The sequence below is a fragment of the Sphingomonas swuensis genome, assembly GCF_039538045.1.
GTDB lineage: Bacteria > Pseudomonadota > Alphaproteobacteria > Sphingomonadales > Sphingomonadaceae > Sphingomicrobium > Sphingomicrobium swuense.
Genome location: NZ_BAABBQ010000001.1, coordinates 159,344 through 175,579, shown reverse-complemented (window position 1 = coordinate 175,579; position 16,236 = coordinate 159,344). Strand labels below are relative to the sequence as shown.

The 16,236-nt window shown below is 68.5% G+C and carries 18 protein-coding genes; 8 read left to right on the top strand and 10 right to left on the bottom strand.

Features of this window, described 5'->3' with window-relative positions:
• Positions 1–37: 37 nt before the first annotated feature.
• Positions 38–673, top strand: coding sequence for a YbhB/YbcL family Raf kinase inhibitor-like protein (locus ABD727_RS00915; RefSeq protein ID WP_344705511.1), 636 nt, complete (start codon positions 38–40; stop codon positions 671–673).
• On the opposite strand, the gene ABD727_RS00910 is transcribed toward ABD727_RS00915, so the two are convergent.
• Positions 663–1,013 (bottom strand): DUF3140 domain-containing protein, encoded by a 351-nt coding sequence (locus ABD727_RS00910; RefSeq protein WP_344705510.1) that lies wholly within the window; start codon positions 1,011–1,013, stop codon positions 663–665. The genes ABD727_RS00915 and ABD727_RS00910 overlap by 11 nt on opposite strands.
• Positions 1,014–1,334: 321 nt before the next feature.
• On the opposite strand from ABD727_RS00910, the gene ABD727_RS00905 reads away from it, so the two are divergent.
• A complete protein-coding gene (locus tag ABD727_RS00905) occupies positions 1,335–2,204 on the top strand; it encodes a hypothetical protein (protein ID WP_344705509.1) in 870 nt (289 codons plus the stop codon).
• Between the two features lie 12 nt (positions 2,205–2,216).
• Here the strand turns inward: ABD727_RS00905 and ABD727_RS00900 are convergent, their stop codons facing one another.
• From ABD727_RS00900 to ABD727_RS00885, 4 genes are all read right to left on the bottom strand, one after another.
• Positions 2,217–2,735, bottom strand: a complete 519-nt coding sequence (locus ABD727_RS00900; RefSeq protein WP_344705508.1) for a peroxiredoxin — start codon at positions 2,733–2,735, stop codon at positions 2,217–2,219.
• A 30-nt stretch (positions 2,736–2,765) separates the two neighbouring features.
• Positions 2,766–3,407, bottom strand: a complete 642-nt coding sequence (locus ABD727_RS00895; protein ID WP_344705507.1) for a 1-acyl-sn-glycerol-3-phosphate acyltransferase — start codon at positions 3,405–3,407, stop codon at positions 2,766–2,768.
• 68 nt (positions 3,408–3,475) lie between these two features.
• A complete protein-coding gene (locus ABD727_RS00890; RefSeq protein WP_344705506.1) occupies positions 3,476–3,907 on the bottom strand; it encodes a DUF1810 domain-containing protein in 432 nt (143 codons plus the stop codon).
• A complete protein-coding gene (locus ABD727_RS00885) occupies positions 3,880–4,026 on the bottom strand; it encodes a hypothetical protein (protein WP_344705505.1) in 147 nt (48 codons plus the stop codon). Before ABD727_RS00885 ends, ABD727_RS00890 begins: the two co-directional genes overlap by 28 nt.
• Positions 4,027–4,180: 154 nt before the next feature.
• Here ABD727_RS00885 and ABD727_RS00880 point away from each other — a divergent pair, with 154 nt between their 5' ends.
• From ABD727_RS00880 to rplT, 3 genes are all read left to right on the top strand, one after another.
• The gene (locus ABD727_RS00880; protein ID WP_344705504.1) at positions 4,181–4,831 is read left to right on the top strand and encodes an SDR family oxidoreductase; all 651 of its coding nucleotides are present in this window, start codon (positions 4,181–4,183) and stop codon (positions 4,829–4,831) included.
• Between the two features lie 134 nt (positions 4,832–4,965).
• On the top strand, positions 4,966–5,169 hold the full coding sequence (rpmI, locus tag ABD727_RS00875) for a 50S ribosomal protein L35 (RefSeq protein ID WP_315726525.1): 204 nt from the start codon (positions 4,966–4,968) through the stop codon (positions 5,167–5,169).
• A 13-nt stretch (positions 5,170–5,182) separates the two neighbouring features.
• The gene (gene rplT / locus ABD727_RS00870) at positions 5,183–5,572 is read left to right on the top strand and encodes a 50S ribosomal protein L20 (protein WP_344705503.1); all 390 of its coding nucleotides are present in this window, start codon (positions 5,183–5,185) and stop codon (positions 5,570–5,572) included.
• A 61-nt stretch (positions 5,573–5,633) separates the two neighbouring features.
• Here rplT and ABD727_RS00865 read toward each other — a convergent pair whose 3' ends face one another.
• The 4 genes from ABD727_RS00865 to ABD727_RS00850 all read right to left on the bottom strand — a co-directional run bounded on the left by ABD727_RS00865 (position 5,634) and on the right by ABD727_RS00850 (position 10,520).
• Positions 5,634–6,539, bottom strand: a complete 906-nt coding sequence (locus ABD727_RS00865) for a DUF5996 family protein (RefSeq protein ID WP_344705502.1) — start codon at positions 6,537–6,539, stop codon at positions 5,634–5,636.
• Positions 6,526–8,598, bottom strand: coding sequence for a malate synthase G (locus ABD727_RS00860; protein WP_344705501.1), 2,073 nt, complete (start codon positions 8,596–8,598; stop codon positions 6,526–6,528). The genes ABD727_RS00865 and ABD727_RS00860 overlap by 14 nt, the downstream gene beginning before the upstream one ends.
• An 84-nt stretch (positions 8,599–8,682) precedes the next feature.
• Positions 8,683–10,278, bottom strand: coding sequence for an isocitrate lyase (locus tag ABD727_RS00855; protein WP_344705500.1), 1,596 nt, complete (start codon positions 10,276–10,278; stop codon positions 8,683–8,685).
• Between the two features lie 38 nt (positions 10,279–10,316).
• Positions 10,317–10,520, bottom strand: a complete 204-nt coding sequence (locus ABD727_RS00850; RefSeq protein ID WP_344705499.1) for a DUF4170 domain-containing protein — start codon at positions 10,518–10,520, stop codon at positions 10,317–10,319.
• A 149-nt stretch (positions 10,521–10,669) separates the two neighbouring features.
• On the opposite strand from ABD727_RS00850, the gene ABD727_RS00845 reads away from it, so the two are divergent.
• Genes ABD727_RS00845 through pheT form a run of 3 tightly spaced genes read left to right on the top strand, consistent with a single transcriptional unit; the run spans position 10,670 to position 15,550 of the window.
• Positions 10,670–12,076, top strand: a complete 1,407-nt coding sequence (locus tag ABD727_RS00845) for a helix-turn-helix domain-containing protein (protein WP_344705498.1) — start codon at positions 10,670–10,672, stop codon at positions 12,074–12,076.
• 46 nt (positions 12,077–12,122) lie between these two features.
• Positions 12,123–13,187, top strand: coding sequence for a phenylalanine--tRNA ligase subunit alpha (gene pheS / locus ABD727_RS00840; RefSeq protein ID WP_344705497.1), 1,065 nt, complete (start codon positions 12,123–12,125; stop codon positions 13,185–13,187).
• Positions 13,184–15,550: a phenylalanine--tRNA ligase subunit beta gene (pheT, locus tag ABD727_RS00835; RefSeq protein ID WP_344705496.1), complete on the top strand. Its 2,367-nt coding sequence runs from the start codon at positions 13,184–13,186 to the stop codon at positions 15,548–15,550. The genes pheS and pheT overlap by 4 nt, the downstream gene beginning before the upstream one ends.
• Here pheT and ABD727_RS00830 read toward each other — a convergent pair.
• Positions 15,547–16,233, bottom strand: coding sequence for a lysophospholipid acyltransferase family protein (locus tag ABD727_RS00830; RefSeq protein ID WP_344705495.1), 687 nt, complete (start codon positions 16,231–16,233; stop codon positions 15,547–15,549). The two genes, pheT and ABD727_RS00830, sit on opposite strands and share 4 nt — an antisense overlap.
• Between the last annotated feature and the right edge of the window lie 3 nt (positions 16,234–16,236).

Sequence of the window (16,236 nt, the reverse complement as noted above, 5' to 3'; positions counted from 1 at the left end):
GGTGCATCCCTCTTGGCGCTTCCGCGTTGGCCTTTTCATGCTTGAGAAACTTCCCCATTGGCTTGGCGCGGCGCTTCGTCCGCTCCGGGCCGGCCACGAGGGCCTCACCATCTGCAAGGTCGAGCATGACGGGGCGGGGCTGCTGACCCTGTCGAGCCCGGCCTTCGCTCCCGGCGGCCGCCTCCCGCCGCGCTTCACCGCCGATGGCGAGGGCTTGTCGCCGCCCTTGTTCTGGAGCGGAGTGCCCGAGGGGGCCGACAGCCTCGTCCTGGTGGTCGAGGATGCCGACGCTCCCGCGCCGCGGCCGCTGGTCCATGCGCTCGTCGTCGGGATCGATGCGAGCGCGACCAGCCTTGCCGAGGGCGCGATCGTCGCCGACGGCAAGGGCGCCGAGGGCAGGAATGTCGGCCGCAACAGCTATCTCGCCGAGGGCTGGCTGCCGCCCGATCCGCCGACCGGCCACGGCGCCCACGACTATGTCTTCCAGCTGTTCGCGATCGCCCCGGCCGGCGATGCCGCGATCGACGAGGCGAAGCCCGGCCGCGGCGACGTCCGCGACCTGCTCGCCGGGCGGATCCTCGCCTCGGGGCTGCTCATCGGCACCTATTCGCGGGGCGAGGAGGCGCCGGTCGAGGGTGGCAGCGGAATGGCGGCGCCCGCGCCTACTTCTTGAGCGGGTCGTGTCCCCAGTTCATCAGCGAGTAGCGCCACTTGCTCTCGCTGACGTCGCCGTCCGGCTTCTGCGCCAGGTGGCGGTGCACATAGCCGCTGACCTTGCGCATGTGGGCGAGGTCGCCGTCGCTGAGGTCCGCCTTCTTCTTGCGGAGGAGCTCGACGATCCGCCGGCCCGACTTGTGCCCGGTGCTCTCGCCGCCGCTGCCGCCCGGCGCATGGCTGTCGCCGACCTCCTTGCTGTGCTCGCTGTCCAGCCACTTCTCGAGCGCCGCCGGGGTCATGTTGACGGCGTCGTGAAATTCTTTGGTGACCTCGTCCCGGTCGAGTGTCTCGCTCATTGGTTCGTCCTTGCTGAAGGGGCAGGAAAGGCGTGCGAGACGACTCTCCCGCAGGCCGCCGGCTCAATCGTCGCGCTTCGACGTCCCCTTGGCCGAAGGGTTGGCGGCGATCGTCTTCTTGACCTCCTTCTTGGGCTTCCGTGTTTCTTTGTTCGACTTCATCTGACCCTTGGCCATGCTGCTGCTCCCGTTTCTTCTCAGGGACTGCAACGTCGAGCGGTGGCAAGGGCTCCCTCGGCGACAGGCGCCGCCGGTGGAGCGCGGCCGGCGCTTGGTCGAATGGAGCTTTCGGCGAGTCGTTGGCGGGCTAGGTTGGCGGCCATGTTGAGCATCCTCCTCGCCGCCACCCTGTCGACCGCTCAGCCTGCGGCGGCCCTGCCTCCGCCGGACGCCGACGAGCAGGAGGTCACCGTCCAGGCCAAGCGGCTGAAGCGGCAGGCGGTGAGCAGCTTCGTCAAGAGCCTCTCGCTGCCGAGCGACAACCTGCCGCTGGCGCGCTTCTCCGAGACCATCTGTCCGCGTGCCGTCGGCCTCACCCCGGCGCTCGACCTCGCCATCACCCGGCGGATGCGGCGGGTGGCGGCGGGCGGCGGGATCGCGGTCGCCCCGAGCGAGAACTGCCGGCCCAACGCCCTCGTCATGTTCGCCGACGACAAGGCCGAGATGATGCGCGCCTTCCGCCGCCGCTATCCCGTCTGGTTCGAGGATGCGGTCGGTCAGGCCGCCGAGATCCCGAACGAGAAAGGTCCGGCGATCGCCTGGCACAATGTCGGCCGCCGCGATCGCAGCGGCCAGGCGGTGGCGTGGAATGCCGAGGAGCGCCGCTACGAACTGGTCAGCCCGATCGTCGCCTCGCGGACCAGCATCTCGATGCGCCCGGTGTTCGTCGCCGCGGTGGTGATCATCGAGCGGCGCGCACTCGAGGGCCTGTCGGCGACCCAGGTGGCCGATTACGCCGCGATGCGCGCCTTCACCGGAGCGCAGCCGAGCCGTGCGGCGGCGGGCGGCGCCCCGACCATCCTCGGGGTCCTCGACAGCGCGCCCGATTCGGAGAATCCGGCGAGCCTCACCGCCTGGGACCTCGGCTTCCTCAAGGGCCTCTACATGGTCCAGCCCTACGCCCGCGCCAACGCGCAGCAGGCCACCATCCGCGAGGAAGTCACCCGCGAGTTGGAGAAGCCGCGCGAGTGAGCCGGCGCTCGCCTAGCGCTTGAGCGCCTGCACCGCCGCGAGGGTCTTGGCGACATGCTCCTTCCAGCTCAGCTGGCTGTGGACATAGACCACCCGGCCGTCGCGGCCAATGACATAGCTGGTGCGGTTGCTCATCGACACCACTGGCAGCTTGACGTCATAGGCCTTGATCAGCGCCGGCGAGGCGGTCGCCACCGGGAAGGCCCCGCGGCAGGCCTCGACGCTGAACTTCTTGAGCGTGTCGAGATTGTCGGCGCTCAGCCCGACCACCCGGGCTCCGGCCTTGCGAAATTCGGGCATCGCGTCGCTGAACGCCTTGGCCTCGAGCGTGCAGCCCTCGGTAAAGGCCTTGGGATAGAAATAGAGCACGAGCGGGCCGCTCTTCAGTTGCTCCTTGAGGTTGAGCCGGAAGGGCTTGCCGTTGAGCGCCCCCATGGTCGTGAAGTCGGGCGCGGCGGCGCCGACGGGAAGCGAAGCGACCGCAGGTGCGCTGAGCGTCAGGGCGAGAAGGGCGGCGAACAAGCGGCGCATCAGCTATTCCTTCGATGGTTCGAACCGGGGTTACATGGCCCTTGGCCGACCGTCCATGCCGGTGCCATCCGGGAAAAGGACCTTGTCCGGATGAAGCGGGGTGAGCGAGCGGAAGAATTCCCAGGCAGGCTTGAGATCCTTCTCCGGATCGCCGGTCGGCCAGATCGGCGTGCCGAATACCGCGGCCTTGCGGCCATAGTCGGGGCCGCCGGGAACGATCGGCACCCCGGCGGCGAGCGCGATCCGGTAGAAGCCCATCCGCCACTCGGTGGTCGCCTCGCGGGTGCCTTCGGGTGCGATCACCAGGAGCATCCTGTCCGCCGCCCGAAGTCGGTCCGAGACCTGCGCGACAAGATCGTTCTTCATCCCGCGCTCGACCGGGATCCCGCCGAGCCCGCGCATGAAGCGCGCCATCGGGCCGAAGCGGAACAGGCTGGCCTTGCCGATATAGCTCGCCTGCACGCCCATCCGCTCCATCGCGCCGACGAACACCAGGAAGTCCCAGTTGCTGGTGTGCGGCCCGCCCATCACCACCGCCTTGTCGGGCAGCGGGAGGAAACCCTCGACCGACCATCCGCCGCGATCGAACCAGCGCACGAAGCCGTGCTTCACCAGCCGGGCCGGACGCGACATCGGCAGCGGCGCAGCCGGAAGGTGGGGGTAGGCGATCATGAGCGCCCCTTACAGCGCCGAACCGGTCGTCAAGGCAAGGGCGGACGACTCCGCTGCGGAGCGACGCCTCAGAGCATCGCCAACGTTCGCCGTTCGCGCTCGCCAGCGTAGAAGGCGTCGAGGGCGTCGGCGAACAGGGGCCCGCCGCCCGCCGCCTCGAAGAGGGTGAGGCAGCTCTGCAGCTTCATCCCATCGATCACGCCGAGCACTTCGGCCGCGCTTCGCCGTCCGGAATGGCAGAGCAGTGCGGTGACGCTCTCGAGCAGGCGCTCGCCGAGCACCGGGTGGGCCAGATAGGCCCGTGCCTCGCCAAGGTCCTCAAGGCCGTAGCGGTCGGCCATCATGCTGTGGCCGAGCCCGCGCAGCTGCGGAAGCACGAACCACATCCAGTGGGTCTGCTTCTTGCCAGCCCGAAGTTCGGCCAGCGCCATCTCGTAGACACCCGATTGCGCGGCGACGAACCGCGCGAGGCTCAGCTGGTAATGGCCGGCACGATCCACACCGCCGACATCGCGACGACGACCAGCAGTAGCGAGATCACCAGTACCCAACGCACCACCCCTTCCTGGCGTGCTCCGGTCACCTGCTCCGCGCTGTAGTGACGCTCGTCCGCACTCATGTCGGCCTCCCTTCGTGGTTGACGAAGACGAGACCCTTCTACTCCAAACCCCTCACCGCAGCCAGCGGGTCCGACACGGAACAAAGGTCAGGCGCTTTGCGTCCGCCCTGCGTTGCGCGTGCCACGGTTCACACCATCAGAAAGCAGAGCTTCCATGCCTACCCTCTTCGTCACCGGCGCCAACCGCGGCCTCGGGCTCGAGTTCGTCCGTCAGTATCGCGCCGCCGGCTGGGACGTGATCGCCACCGTGCGTGAGCATTCGCCCGAGCTCGACGGCCTCGGCGCAGAGGTCCGCACCCTCGACATGAGCGATCACGCCGCGGTCAGCGCCGTCCGCGCCGGCCGGCCGCTCGACCTCCTCATCGCCAACGCCGGCACCTACGGCCCGCGCGATGCCGGCAATGCGGACGAGGCCGCCGAATGGCTCGACACCTTCGCGGTCAACACCGTCGCGCCCTATCTCCTGGCCAAGGCCCTGCTGCCGGAGATCGAGGCCGCGAATGGCAAGCTGGTGGTCGTCTCGACCCGGATGGGGTCGCTCGCCGACAACAGCTCGGGCGGCTTCCTCGCCTATCGCTCGAGCAAGACCGCGCTCAACATGGCCTGGCAGGTCCTTGCCCTCGCCCATCCGAAGGTCGCGACCGCCATGCTTCACCCGGGCTGGGTCCAGACCCGGATGGGTGGAGCAAGCGCCCCGGTCACTCCCGAAGAAAGTATCTCGGGGATGATGAAGGTGATCGAGCGCCTCACGTCGGCCGATACCGGCGTCTTCCTCGACTATCAGGGGCAGCCCGTTCCCTGGTGACCTTGCCAAGGGAGCGACTCCCCGCTAGGGGCCCCTGCTTTCCAGATCGTTGGAAAAACCACCGGGCCGGCCAGTGAGGGCTGCCGTGTCAGGTGAGGAACGTCGCCCGTTCGCGGGCTACACAGGAGACGAAAATGCCCAAGCTCAAGACGAAGAGCGGCGTCAAGAAGCGCTTCAAGCTCACCGCCACTGGCAAGGTGAAGCATGGAGTCGCTGGCAAGCGCCACCGGCTGATCAGCCACAACGCCAAGTACATCCGCCAGAACCGCGGCACCGATGTTCTCGCCGACGCCGATACGGCGCGGGTGAAGCTCTGGGCCCCCTACGGTCTTCGCTAAGGAGTTCTGACAGATGGCACGCGTCAAAAGGGGTGTAACCACCCGCGCCAAGCACAAGCGCATCCTTGAGCAAGCGAAGGGCTATTACGGCCGCCGCAAGAACACGATCCGCATCGCCCGCCAGGCGGTCGAGAAGGCCGGGCAGTACGCCTACCGCGACCGCAAGGTGAAGAAGCGGAGCTTCCGCGCACTGTGGATCCAGCGCATCAACGCCGCTGTCCGCGCCGAGAACCTGACCTACGGTCAGTTCATGCACGCGCTGAAGCTCACCGGCATCGACCTCGACCGCAAGGTCCTGGCCGACATGGCCATGCACGAAGGCGCCGCTTTCTCGGCGCTGATCGCGCAGGCCAAGAGCGCGCTTCCGAACGACGGCGACCGCTCGGTCCAGACCGCCGCGTAAGCACGTCGCTTCGGTGAACGGATTGGGGCGCTCCGGGCAACCGGGGCGCCCTTTTTCGTCGCTAGGGTGCGACGACCTCGCGCTCGAGCGCGGCCCGGTCCCAATGCGCGAGGTCGGCCGCGGCGGCGTAGGTTTCGTGCAGGAACGCCAGCAGGGTGGCCGCGGGATCGTCCGCGATGCGCACGTCGGCATAGGGAAGAACGAACTCGCCCAACGTCTGGTCGAACGCGCCATGCGTGACGGCCACGTCGGCGAAGCCCTCGGGCGAGGGATAGGCGTAGCTGTAGAAGATCGGGTCGGCCCCAAACGCTCCGCCCGGCCAGAAGCCCGCGCTCGACACCTCGTGACTGTAGGCCTCGCGGGTGATGCGGTCGGGAAGTCCGGGAACGCCGCCAGGATGGGCGGGCGCGCTGCGGCCCGAGAAGCGGGTCACCGCAAGGTCGAAACTGCCCCACCAGAAATGGACCGGGCTGACCTTGCCCGCGAAGCCGGCGCGGAAGGTTTCGAACACGGGCACGACGTGGCGAAGCGCCTCGCGCAGGCGGACCGCGCTTTCCTCGCGATAGGCTGCCGGGCGCTCGTCGGAGGCGAACGGCAACGCGTCCGGCAGCTCGTTGGGCCGGCCGTGAAAGCGGCTCGGAAGGCCGTGGCGGTCGAGCATCGCGACCAGTTCGCGATGGAGGCGGGCTATGCTCGGCTGGGCGAGCGGCAAGCGATCGCTGCGACCGTCGCTGACGAGAAGGTGGATGCAGTGGTCGCACAGGTCGAGCGAGAGCGAAAAGCGTCCGCCAGCCGCCGCGACCGGGAGCATCATCAGCCCGTTGGCGCCAGGCTGGAGCGCGACATGCCAGCCGTGATTGACCCAGTCCGCGTGCGCGACCCTGATCTTGCCGAGCATCTGGCTGGCCAGATGCAGCACGGTCCAGGTTCCTGCATCGCGCGCAGGGTCGAGTTCAGGCCACTCCATCGCGCTCCTTCACGCGGCGACGATAATCGTGAAGCAGCGGCTCTGTATAGCCGTTGGGCTGATCGAGCCCCTCGAACACCAGGGCACGAGCAGCCCGATAGGCGAGACTGCCCTCGGGATCGCTTGCCATGGGCCGGTAAAGCGGATCGCCCGCGTTCTGCGCATCGACCTTCGCCGCCATCCGCAGCAGCGCATCCTCGACCTGCTCCTTCGTGCAGACCCCGTGGAGCAGCCAGTTGGCGAGGTGCTGCGAGCTGATGCGGAGCGTCGCGCGATCCTCCATCAGCCCGACGTCGTGGATGTCGGGGACCTTGGAGCAGCCGACCCCCTGGTCGATCCAGCGCACCACATAGCCGAGGATGCCCTGGGCATTGTTGTCGAGCTCGGAACGGACCTCCTCGTCCGACCAGTTGGCGCCCTCGGCGAGCGGAATGGCCAGCAAGGCGTCGAGCCCCGGCGTTGGCTGGGATGCCAGCTCCTGCTGCCGGGCGAACACGTCGACCGCATGATAGTGCATCGCGTGGAGCGTCGCCGCGGTCGGGCTCGGCACCCACGCAGTGTTGGCCCCGCTTCGGGGATGCCCGACCTTCTGCTCGAGCATGTCCGCCATGCGATCGGGCGCGGCCCACATGCCCTTGCCGATCTGCGCCCGGCCGCCCATCCCGCAGGCAAGCCCGATCGCCACGTTGCGCGCCTCATAGGCGGCGATCCAGCGGCTCTCCTTCATCGCCGCCTTGCGGACCATCGCCCCGGCCCGCATCGAGGTGTGGAGCTCGTCGCCCGTCCGGTCGAGGAAGCCGGTGTTGATGAACATGATCCGGTCGCGCACCGCATGGATGGTCGCGGCGAGATTGGCCGAGGTGCGCCGTTCCTCGTCCATGACCCCGACCTTGATCGTGTGGCGGTCGAGCCCGAGCAGATCCTCGACCGCGTCGAACAGGTCGTTGGTGAAGGCGGCTTCCTCGGGCCCGTGCATCTTGGGTTTGACGATGTAGATCGAGCCGGCGCGGCTGTTGCGGAAGCGTCCGCGACCCCTGAGGTCGTGGAGCGCGATCAGGCTGGTGAGGATGGCGTCGAGGATGCCCTCGGGCGCCTCCGACCCGTCCGCCAACATGACCGCCGGGTTGGTCATGAGGTGGCCGACGTTGCGGACCAGCAGCAGGCTCCGTCCCGGCAGCGTCGTGTCGCCGACCTGCCGGTCCGGGTTCAAGGTCCGCTCGACCGTCCGTCCGCCCTTGTCGAAGCTGGCGCCGAGGTCGCCGCGCATCAGCCCGAGCCAGTTGCGATAGGCCGCGACCTTGTCTTCGGCATCGATCGCCGCGACCGAATCCTCGAGGTCGCAGATGGTCGTCAGCGCGCTTTCGAGAATGACGTCGGCGATGCCGAGCGGGTCGTCGCGACCGATCGGCGAGGCGCGGTCGACCACCACCTCGACGTGCAGCCCATGGTGACGGAACAGCAGCCTGCCCCCGTCGCGTGCGACGAGGTCGGGATGCTCGCCGCCGTCCAGTGCGCCTTTCCAGCCGGGCAGCGTCTCGTCGAGGAAGCGGCGGGCGCGGGCGACCACCTCGGCCCCGCGTGCCTTGTCATAGGGCCCGGCCGGCGGCAGCGAGCCGAGCGCGTCGGTCCCGTAGAGCGCGTCGTAGAGGCTCCCCCAGCGCGCATTCGCCGCGTTCAAGAGGAAGCGCGCGTTGAGGATCGGCACCACCAGCTGCGGTCCGGCCATGGTCGCAATCTCGTCGTCGAGGTCGCGGGTGCCGATGGAGAAGGGCGCCGGCTCGGGCACGAGGTAGCCGATTTCGCGCAGAAAGGTCCGATATCCATCCGCATCGACCGGCTTGCCGCGGCGTTGCTGGTGCCAGTCGTCGATCTGCTCCTGGAGCGCGTCGCGTGTGGCGAGCAGCGCCCGGTTGCGCGGCGCGAACTCGGCGAAGATCCGGTCGGTGCCACGCCAGAAGTCGGCGCGGTCAAGGCCGAGACCCGGAAGCACTTCCTCCTCGACGAAGGCAGCGAGGACGGGGTCGACGGAAACGCCGACGGGGGCGGTGGGGGCATCCATGGTGGCGCGGTCTTCCCTGTTGAGCGGCGAAGGTGGCGGCCCGAAATCGTCTTCCGGACCGCCATCGTGCCGAGTGTCGGAGGCTCAGGCCGCGAACTGGTTCATCGTGTTGTGCGCGCCGCCCGCCTTCAAGGCCGCCTCGCCGGCGAAATATTCCTTGTGGTCGTCGCCGATGTCGCTGCCCGACATGTTCTGGTGCTTCACGCAGGCGATGCCCTGGCGAATCTCCTCGCGCTGCACGTTCCTGACGTAGCCGAGCATCCCCGCCTCGCCGAAATACTCACGCGCGAGATTGTCGGTCGACAGCGCCGCCGTGTGATAGGTCGGAAGCGTGATGAGGTGGTGGAAGATGCCCGCCCGCTTCGCCGCGTCGCGCTGGAAGGTGCGGATCCGCTCGTCCGCCTCGATCCCGAGCTCGGTCGAATCATAGTCGGCGCTCATCAGCCTTGCGCGGTCGTAGGCGCCGACGTCGCGGCCATCGGCGGCCCAGGCGTCATAGACCTGCTGGCGGAAGTTCAGCGTCCAGTTGAACGACGGGCTATTGTTGTAGGCGAGCTTGGCGGTGGGCACCTTTTCGCGGATGCGGTCGACCATGCCCGCGATCTGTTCGATGTGCGGCTTCTCGGTCTCGATCCAGATGAGGTCGGCGCCATTCTCGAGCGAGGTGATGCAGTCGAGGACGCAGCGGTCCTCGCCGGTGCCGGGGCGGAACTGGTAGAGGTTGGACGGCAGCCGCCTTGGCCGGAGCAGCTTGCCCCCGCGATTGATGATGACATCGCCATTGGCTTGGCCGACATCCTCGATCTCCTCGCAGTCGAGAAAGCCGTTATACTGGTCCCCGAGGTCGCCGGGCTCGCGGCTGAAGGCGATCTGCTTGGTCAGGCCCGCGCCGAGGCTGTCGGTCCGCGCGACGATGATCCCGTCGTCGACCCCGAGCTCGAGGAAGGCGTAGCGGCAGGCGCGGATCTTGGCGAGGAAGTCCTCGTGCGGGACGGTGACCTTGCCGTCCTGGTGCCCGCACTGCTTCTCGTCGGAGACCTGGTTCTCGATCTGCAGCGCGCAGGCACCCGCCTCGATCATCTTCTTGGCGAGAAGGTAGGTCGCCTCGGCGTTGCCGAAGCCCGCGTCGATGTCGGCGATGATCGGCACGACATGGGTTTCGTGGTTCTCGATCGCGTTGAGCAGCCGCTTCTCCTCGACCTCGTTGCCGCCCTCGCGCGCCTTGTCGAGGTCGCGGAAGAGCAGGCTCAGCTCGCGCGAGTCGGCCTGGCGGAGGAAGGTGTAGATCTCCTCGATCAGCGCGGGAACGCTGGTCTTCTCGTGCATCGACTGGTCGGGAAGCGGGCCGAATTCACTGCGCAGCGCGGCGATCATCCACCCGGACAGATAGAGGTAACGGCCCTTGGTGGTGCCGAAATGCTTCTTCACCGCGATCATCTTCTGCTGGGCGATGAAGCCGTGCCAGCAGCCGAGCGACTGGGTGTAGGCGGCCGGGTCGGAGTCATAGGCGGCCATGTCCTGGCGCATGATGCCGGCGGTGTAGCGGGCGATGTCGAGCCCGCACTGGAAGCGATTCTGGAGCCGCATCCGGGCCACCGCTTCCGCGTCGATCCCGCGCCAGGGGTCGCCGATTCCGGCAATCAGCTGCGCGGCCGTGGAAATCTGTGACTGGTAGGACAAGGCTTGGGCTTCCTTCTTGGTGATTTTGGAAAAAGTTGTCAGACGCGAATGGCGCTCGGCTCGATCGCGATCGTGAAGCGTTCGGTCGCGCCGCAATGATCGCGGAAGGTCAGCCGCTGCCATTCCATCCGTGCCTTGAGCTCATCCCCGAAGGGACCGCTGATCCGCTCCGTGCCCGGCTCGATTTCGGCGAAGGCGCAATCGCGATACTCGCCGCCGATCACCCAATAGCGCTGTCCCATGTCCTGCTCCCATATGAGGCGGGAGACCGGGGTCGCCGGCCTTCCTTGCTGCCCCCAAAACAGCCGAGGAGCGGGATGGCACCGGCGAAAGAGGCGGAGCAGTCAAGTTGTGACTTGTGTTTCTGTCGCGACGGCGACAATTTCCAGCCATGAAGACAAAGCTGTTCCTTGGTGCCCGGCTCAAGCGACTGCGCCGCGACCGCGGGCTTCAGCAGACCGCCATGGCCGGGCTGCTCGGCATTTCTCCGAGCTATCTCAACCATCTGGAACGCAACCAGCGGCCGGTCACCGCCGGAGTCCTGCTCCGCCTCGCGCAGGCGTTCGAGCTCGACATCCGCCAGTTCGCCGCCGAGGGCGGCGAGCAGGGATCGGCCGAACAATTGTCCGAGGTCTTCTCCGACGGAATGTTCGGCGACCTGCAGATCAGCCGGCAGGAGATCGTCGAGCTGGCCGACAACAGCCCGGCCGTCGCCGAAGGCGTCACCAGGCTCTACACCGCGCTTCGAGAGTTGCGCCGCACGCCCGCCGGGATCGACGGGGCGGAAGGCGCCGAACGCGCGCTGATAACGCCCGAGACCTGGGTCCGCGATTACATCCAGTCGTGCCGCAACCACTTTCCCGACCTCGAGGAAGGCGCGGAAACGCTTGGCGGCGCGCTCGGCGACCCGCTGTCGGTGGCCGAGCCGCTGCGTCGGCGCCTCAAGGAAGCCTATGGGGTCGAGGTCCGGGTGGTCGGACCCGAAGAGCTGCAGGGCGCAAGCCAGGCCTACGACCCGCAGCGCCGGCTGCTTCAGCTGTCCTCGCTGCTCCGGCCCGAGAACAAGACCTTCGGAATCGCCTATCAGCTCTCGCTGCTCGAATTTCACCCGATCATCGCCCGGCTGCTCGAAGCCGCGCGGCCGCCCGACAGCGGCACCCGCCACCTGCTCCACATGAGCCTCGCCAACTATGCGGCGGGGGCGATCATGATGCCCTACGGCACCTTCCTCGCCGCTGCCGAGCGCTATCGCTGGTCGATCGACCGGTTGTGCGCCGAGTTCGGTGCCAACGTCGAGCAGGTGTCGCACCGCTTCACCACCCTCGGCCGTCAGGGCGCCCGGGGCATTCCCTTCTTCATGCTTCGGATCGACCCGGCCGGAAATGTCTCCAAGCGCTATGCCGGGGAGCGCTTCCCCTTTTCGCGTTTCGGCGGGACCTGCCCGCGGTGGAACCTCCATGCCGCCTTCCAGGCCGCCGGCCAGGTAGTCACCCAGTTGATCGAGACCCCGGACGGCCACCGCTACTTCACCGTCGCCCGGACGATCGAGCGGCCGATCAAGACTGAGCTGTCGGGCGGGCTGCTGGCGATCGGCATCGGCTGCGACATCGCTCACGCCCATCGCCTCCACTGCGCCGAAGGGATCGACCTCGAGCGCGCGCCGGTGACCCCGGTCGGGCCCGCCTGCTCGATCTGCCCGCGGCTCGACTGCGCCTATCGCGCGACCCCGCCGGCCGGCCACAAGCTCGCCGTCCACGAACATCGCAAGTCGATCTCGCCCTACCCCTTCGTCGCCTGAGCCGCAGGGGTGACGCAAAAGCGGCCAGCCGCTACACGCCGCCGCCATGTCCGACCTTCAAGCGACCCTCGACCGCATCGCCGCCGTGACCGACCTTGCCGCTCTCGACGCGGAGCGGGTTTCCGCGCTCGGCAAGAACGGCTGGGTGACCGCGCTTCTCAAGACCCTCGGCGGCATGACGCCAGACGAGCGGCAGCAGCGTGGGCCCGAGATCCAGAGCCAGCGCGCCGAAGTTGCCGCGGCGATCGAAGCCCGCAAGGCCGCGTTGGAGAGTGCCGAGCTCGAGCGCAAGCTCGCCACCGAGCGGCTCGACCTCTCGCTTCCCGCGGCCGACATGCCGGTCGGCTCGATCCACCCGGTCAGCCAGGTGATGGACGAGCTCGCCGAGATCTTCGCCGACCTCGGCTTCGCGGTCGCCGAGGGTCCCGAAATCGAGAGCGACTGGTACAATTTCACCGCGCTCAACATGCCCGAGACGCATCCGGCGCGGGCGATGCACGACACCTTCTATCTTGCGCCCGAGAAGGAAGGCGAGACCAACGTCCTGCGCACCCACACCTCGCCGGTCCAGATCCGCGCGATGCAGCAGCATGGCGCGCCGCTGCGGATCATCGCGCCGGGACGGGTCTACCGCTCGGACAGCGACGCGACCCACACCCCGATGTTCCACCAGATCGAGGGGCTGGTGATCGACCGCGGGATCACGATGGCCAATCTCAAGTGGACGCTCGAGACCTTCCTCAAGGCCTTCTTCGAGCGTGACGACATCGCGATCCGGCTGCGTCCCTCCTACTTCCCCTTCACCGAGCCCTCGGCCGAGGTCGATGTCGGCTGGTCGATGGAAAACGGCCGCCGCGTGGTCGGCGGATCCGAAGGCTGGATGGAAGTGCTCGGCTCGGGGATGGTCCACCCGCGGGTCATCGCCGCCGCCGGGCTCGATCCCGACGAGTGGCAGGGCTTCGCCTTCGGCACCGGGATCGACCGGCTGGCGATGCTCAAATACGGCATGAACGACCTTCGCCAATTCTTCGACGGCGACCTTCGCTGGCTCCGCCACTACGGCTTCGGCGCGCTCTCCGTACCCACCTTGAGCGCGGGAGTGGGCGCATGAAGTTCACCCTGTCCTGGCTGCGCGAGCATCTCGAAACCGACGCCTCGGTCGAGCAGATCGCCGACAAGCTGACCAGCCTCGGGCTGGAGGTCGAAAGCGTCGACGATCCGGCCGAGAAGCTGGCGCCCTTCGTGGTCGCCGAGGTGCTGACCGCCGAGCGCCACCCGCAGGCCGACAAATTGCAGGTGCTTCAGGTCAATGCCGGCAACGGCCCGCTCCAGGTGGTCTGCGGTGCGCCCAATGCCCGCGCGGGCATGAAGGGCGTGTTCGGGCCTCCGGGCGCCTACGTCCCCGGCTCGAGCTTCAGCCTCAAGGTCGCCGCCATCCGCGGCGTCGAATCGAACGGCATGATGTGCTCCGAGCGCGAGCTCGAGCTGGGCGAGGGTCATGACGGGATCATCGAGCTTCCCGCCGACGCCCCGGTCGGCGAGCGCTTCGCCGACTATGCCGGGCTTGCCGATCCCTTGTTCGACATCGCCGTCACCCCCAACCGTCCCGACTGCTTCGGGGTGCGCGGGATCGCCCGCGACCTCGCCGCCGCCGGGATCGGGACGCTGAGGCCGCTGCCGTCGACCGGCATCGCGGCGGGCTTCGACAATCCGGTGCCGATCGCGATCGAGGACGGCAGCGGCTGCGCCGCCTTCGCCGGCCGGCTCGTCCGCGGCGTGCGCAACGGCCCCTCGCCCGATTGGCTGCAGAAGCGGCTCCGCGCGGTCGGCCTGCGCCCGATCTCGGCGCTGGTCGACGTCACCAACTTCTTCTCGATCGACCGCGCGCGGCCGCTCCACGTCTATGACGCCGCGCTGCTCAAGGGTGGCATCACCGTTCGTCATGGCCGCGAGGGCGAGCGTTTCGACGCGCTCAACGACCGCTCCTACGAAGTCGTCCCGGACGACTGCGTGATCGCCGACGACAGCGGGCTTCTCGGCCTCGGCGGGGTGGTCGGCGGAAGCTCGAGCGGGGTCACCGAAGGCACCACCGACGTGCTGCTCGAATGCGCCTGGTTCGACCCGGTCGCGATCGCCCGCACCGGCCAGCGCCACCAGGTCCACACCGACGCCCGTGCCCGCTTCGAGCGCGGGGTCGACCCGCACGAACTCGATGCCTCGATCGATGCCGCGACCGCGATGATCCAGCAGCTTTGCGGCGGCGAGGCGTCGTCGGTGACCCTCGCCACCACGCCTGGCTGGAGCGAGGTCATCGAGCCGCGCCAGGTCACCCTCCGCCCCGAGCGCGTCGCCGCTCTGTCGGGAATGTATGTCGCCCCCGGCGAGCAGGCCGCCATCCTCGAGCGGCTCGGCTTCAAGGCCGCGGGCGGTCAGTCGTGGATCGTTCCCGGCTGGCGCCCCGATATTGACGGCGAGGCCGACCTCGTCGAGGAGGTCGCGCGGGTCGTCGGCCTCGACCGCCTTCCCTCTGACCCGCTTCCGCGCGAGCCCGGCGTCGCCCATGCGGTGGCGCTCCCTGCGCAGCGGCTCGAGCGCCGGCTCCGCCGACTTGCCGCCGCCCGTGGCGCGCACGAGGCGGTGACCTGGAGCTTCATCTCCGAGGCCGATGCCGACGCCTTCGGTGGCGGCGCCCGTGTTCTCGCCAACCCGATCAGCGAGGAGATGAAGGTCATGCGCCCCTCGCTCCTGCCGGGTCTTGCCCGCGCCGCGGCGCGCAACCTTGCCCGCGGGGTCGGCTCGATCCGCCTGTTCGAGCTTGGCCGGCGCTACCTCGTCGACGCCGAGCGCCCGACGCTCGCGCTGCTGCTGACCGGCGACGCGGCGCCGCGTGACTGGCAGAGCGGCAAGGCCCGCGCCTTCTCGCCCTATGACGTCAAGGCGGAAGTGCTCGCCCTGCTTGCCGAGGGTGGTGCCCCTACCGCCAATCTCCAATTGGGTGCCGGGGCGGGCGCGTCCTTCCATCCCGGGCGCTCGGCCACGCTGCGCCTCGGCAAGGCGGAGCTTGCCCGCTTCGGAGAGCTCCACCCGACCCTCGCCAAGGCTTTCGACCTGCCGCCCGCAACCCAGGTCGCCGAGCTGTTCCTCGACGCCATTCCCGCAGCGCGGAACAAGGGCCGGGCGCGCGTCGCCTTCGCGCCTCCCACGCTCCAGCCGGTCACCCGCGACTTCGCCTTCGTCGTTCCCGAGGCGCTTGCCGCGGGCGACCTCGTCCGGGCGGTGCGCGGCGCCGACAAGGCGCTGATCGCCGACGTCCGCCTGTTCGATCGCTACCAGCCGGCGGAGGGCGATCTCAGCCTCGCGCTCGAGGTCACGCTGCAGCCGAACGAGAAGACGCTGACCGAGGCCGACCTCACCGCTCTGTCAAACAGGATCGTGGCGGCCGCGGCGAAGGTCGGGGCGCGGCTCCGGACCTAGCGTTCCAGCGCGTTGATCGCGCGGTGAACCCGTTCCTCGATCTCGCCGCGCTTGAGCCCGGCGGGGATCGTCTCGCCGACCTTGAGGCGGATGACCCCCGGCCGCTTGACGAGGCCCTTGGGCCAGATGCGACCGCTGTCATGCGCCAGCGGGACCACCGGCAGGCCGAGTGCCCGGTAGAGGCCGGCGAAGCCCGGCCGGAGCTCGGGAGTCTCGCCGACGGGCACACGCGTGCCCTCGGGGAAGATCACCACCGGCCGCCCCTCGGCGATCGCCTGCTTGCCGCGCTGCATCATTGCCCTGAGAGCGCTCGCCCCGGCCTCGCGGTCGACACCGATTACCCCGAAGCTCTTCATCGTCGCGCCGAGCAGCGGAGTGTTCACATATTGCTGCTTCATCACCACCACCGGCGTGTCGACCAGCAGCAACACCTCGATCGTCTCGACCATCGCCTGGTGCTTGACCGCGATCAGTACCGGCCCGGCGGGGATCGTCCCCTCGAGCTCGAAGCGGATCCCGAGGAGCTTCGTCACCAGCAGATGGTGGAAGCTTGCCCAGCCGTGGATCACCCGCCGGATCGGTCCCTCGCCGAAGCGGGCGGCGATCAGCGCGGCGATGCAGTAGAAGACCGTGCCGGGGTAGAAGATGAGGAAATAGAGCGCGCTGCGCACAACCGAGAGCAAGGA

Excerpts from the sequence above, each read along its gene's own strand:
- pheS (WP_344705497.1), top strand. The coding sequence starts at position 12,123 with ATGTCCGACCTTCAAGCGACCCTCGACCGCATCGCCGCCGTGACCGAC.
- ABD727_RS00845 (WP_344705498.1), top strand. The coding sequence starts at position 10,670 with ATGAAGACAAAGCTGTTCCTTGGTGCCCGGCTCAAGCGACTGCGCCGC.
- ABD727_RS00900 (WP_344705508.1), bottom strand. The coding sequence starts at position 2,735 with ATGCGCCGCTTGTTCGCCGCCCTTCTCGCCCTGACGCTCAGCGCACCT.
- ABD727_RS00905 (WP_344705509.1), top strand. The coding sequence starts at position 1,335 with ATGTTGAGCATCCTCCTCGCCGCCACCCTGTCGACCGCTCAGCCTGCG.
- ABD727_RS00850 (WP_344705499.1), bottom strand. The coding sequence starts at position 10,520 with ATGGGACAGCGCTATTGGGTGATCGGCGGCGAGTATCGCGATTGCGCC.
- ABD727_RS00910 (WP_344705510.1), bottom strand. The coding sequence starts at position 1,013 with ATGAGCGAGACACTCGACCGGGACGAGGTCACCAAAGAATTTCACGAC.
- ABD727_RS00885 (WP_344705505.1), bottom strand. The coding sequence starts at position 4,026 with ATGAGTGCGGACGAGCGTCACTACAGCGCGGAGCAGGTGACCGGAGCA.
- ABD727_RS00860 (WP_344705501.1), bottom strand. The coding sequence starts at position 8,598 with ATGGATGCCCCCACCGCCCCCGTCGGCGTTTCCGTCGACCCCGTCCTC.
- ABD727_RS00895 (WP_344705507.1), bottom strand. The coding sequence starts at position 3,407 with ATGATCGCCTACCCCCACCTTCCGGCTGCGCCGCTGCCGATGTCGCGT.
- ABD727_RS00915 (WP_344705511.1), top strand. The coding sequence starts at position 38 with ATGCTTGAGAAACTTCCCCATTGGCTTGGCGCGGCGCTTCGTCCGCTC.
- ABD727_RS00880 (WP_344705504.1), top strand. The coding sequence starts at position 4,181 with ATGCCTACCCTCTTCGTCACCGGCGCCAACCGCGGCCTCGGGCTCGAG.
- rplT (WP_344705503.1), top strand. The coding sequence starts at position 5,183 with ATGGCACGCGTCAAAAGGGGTGTAACCACCCGCGCCAAGCACAAGCGC.
- pheT (WP_344705496.1), top strand. The coding sequence starts at position 13,184 with ATGAAGTTCACCCTGTCCTGGCTGCGCGAGCATCTCGAAACCGACGCC.
- rpmI (WP_315726525.1), top strand. The coding sequence starts at position 4,966 with ATGCCCAAGCTCAAGACGAAGAGCGGCGTCAAGAAGCGCTTCAAGCTC.
- ABD727_RS00865 (WP_344705502.1), bottom strand. The coding sequence starts at position 6,539 with ATGGAGTGGCCTGAACTCGACCCTGCGCGCGATGCAGGAACCTGGACC.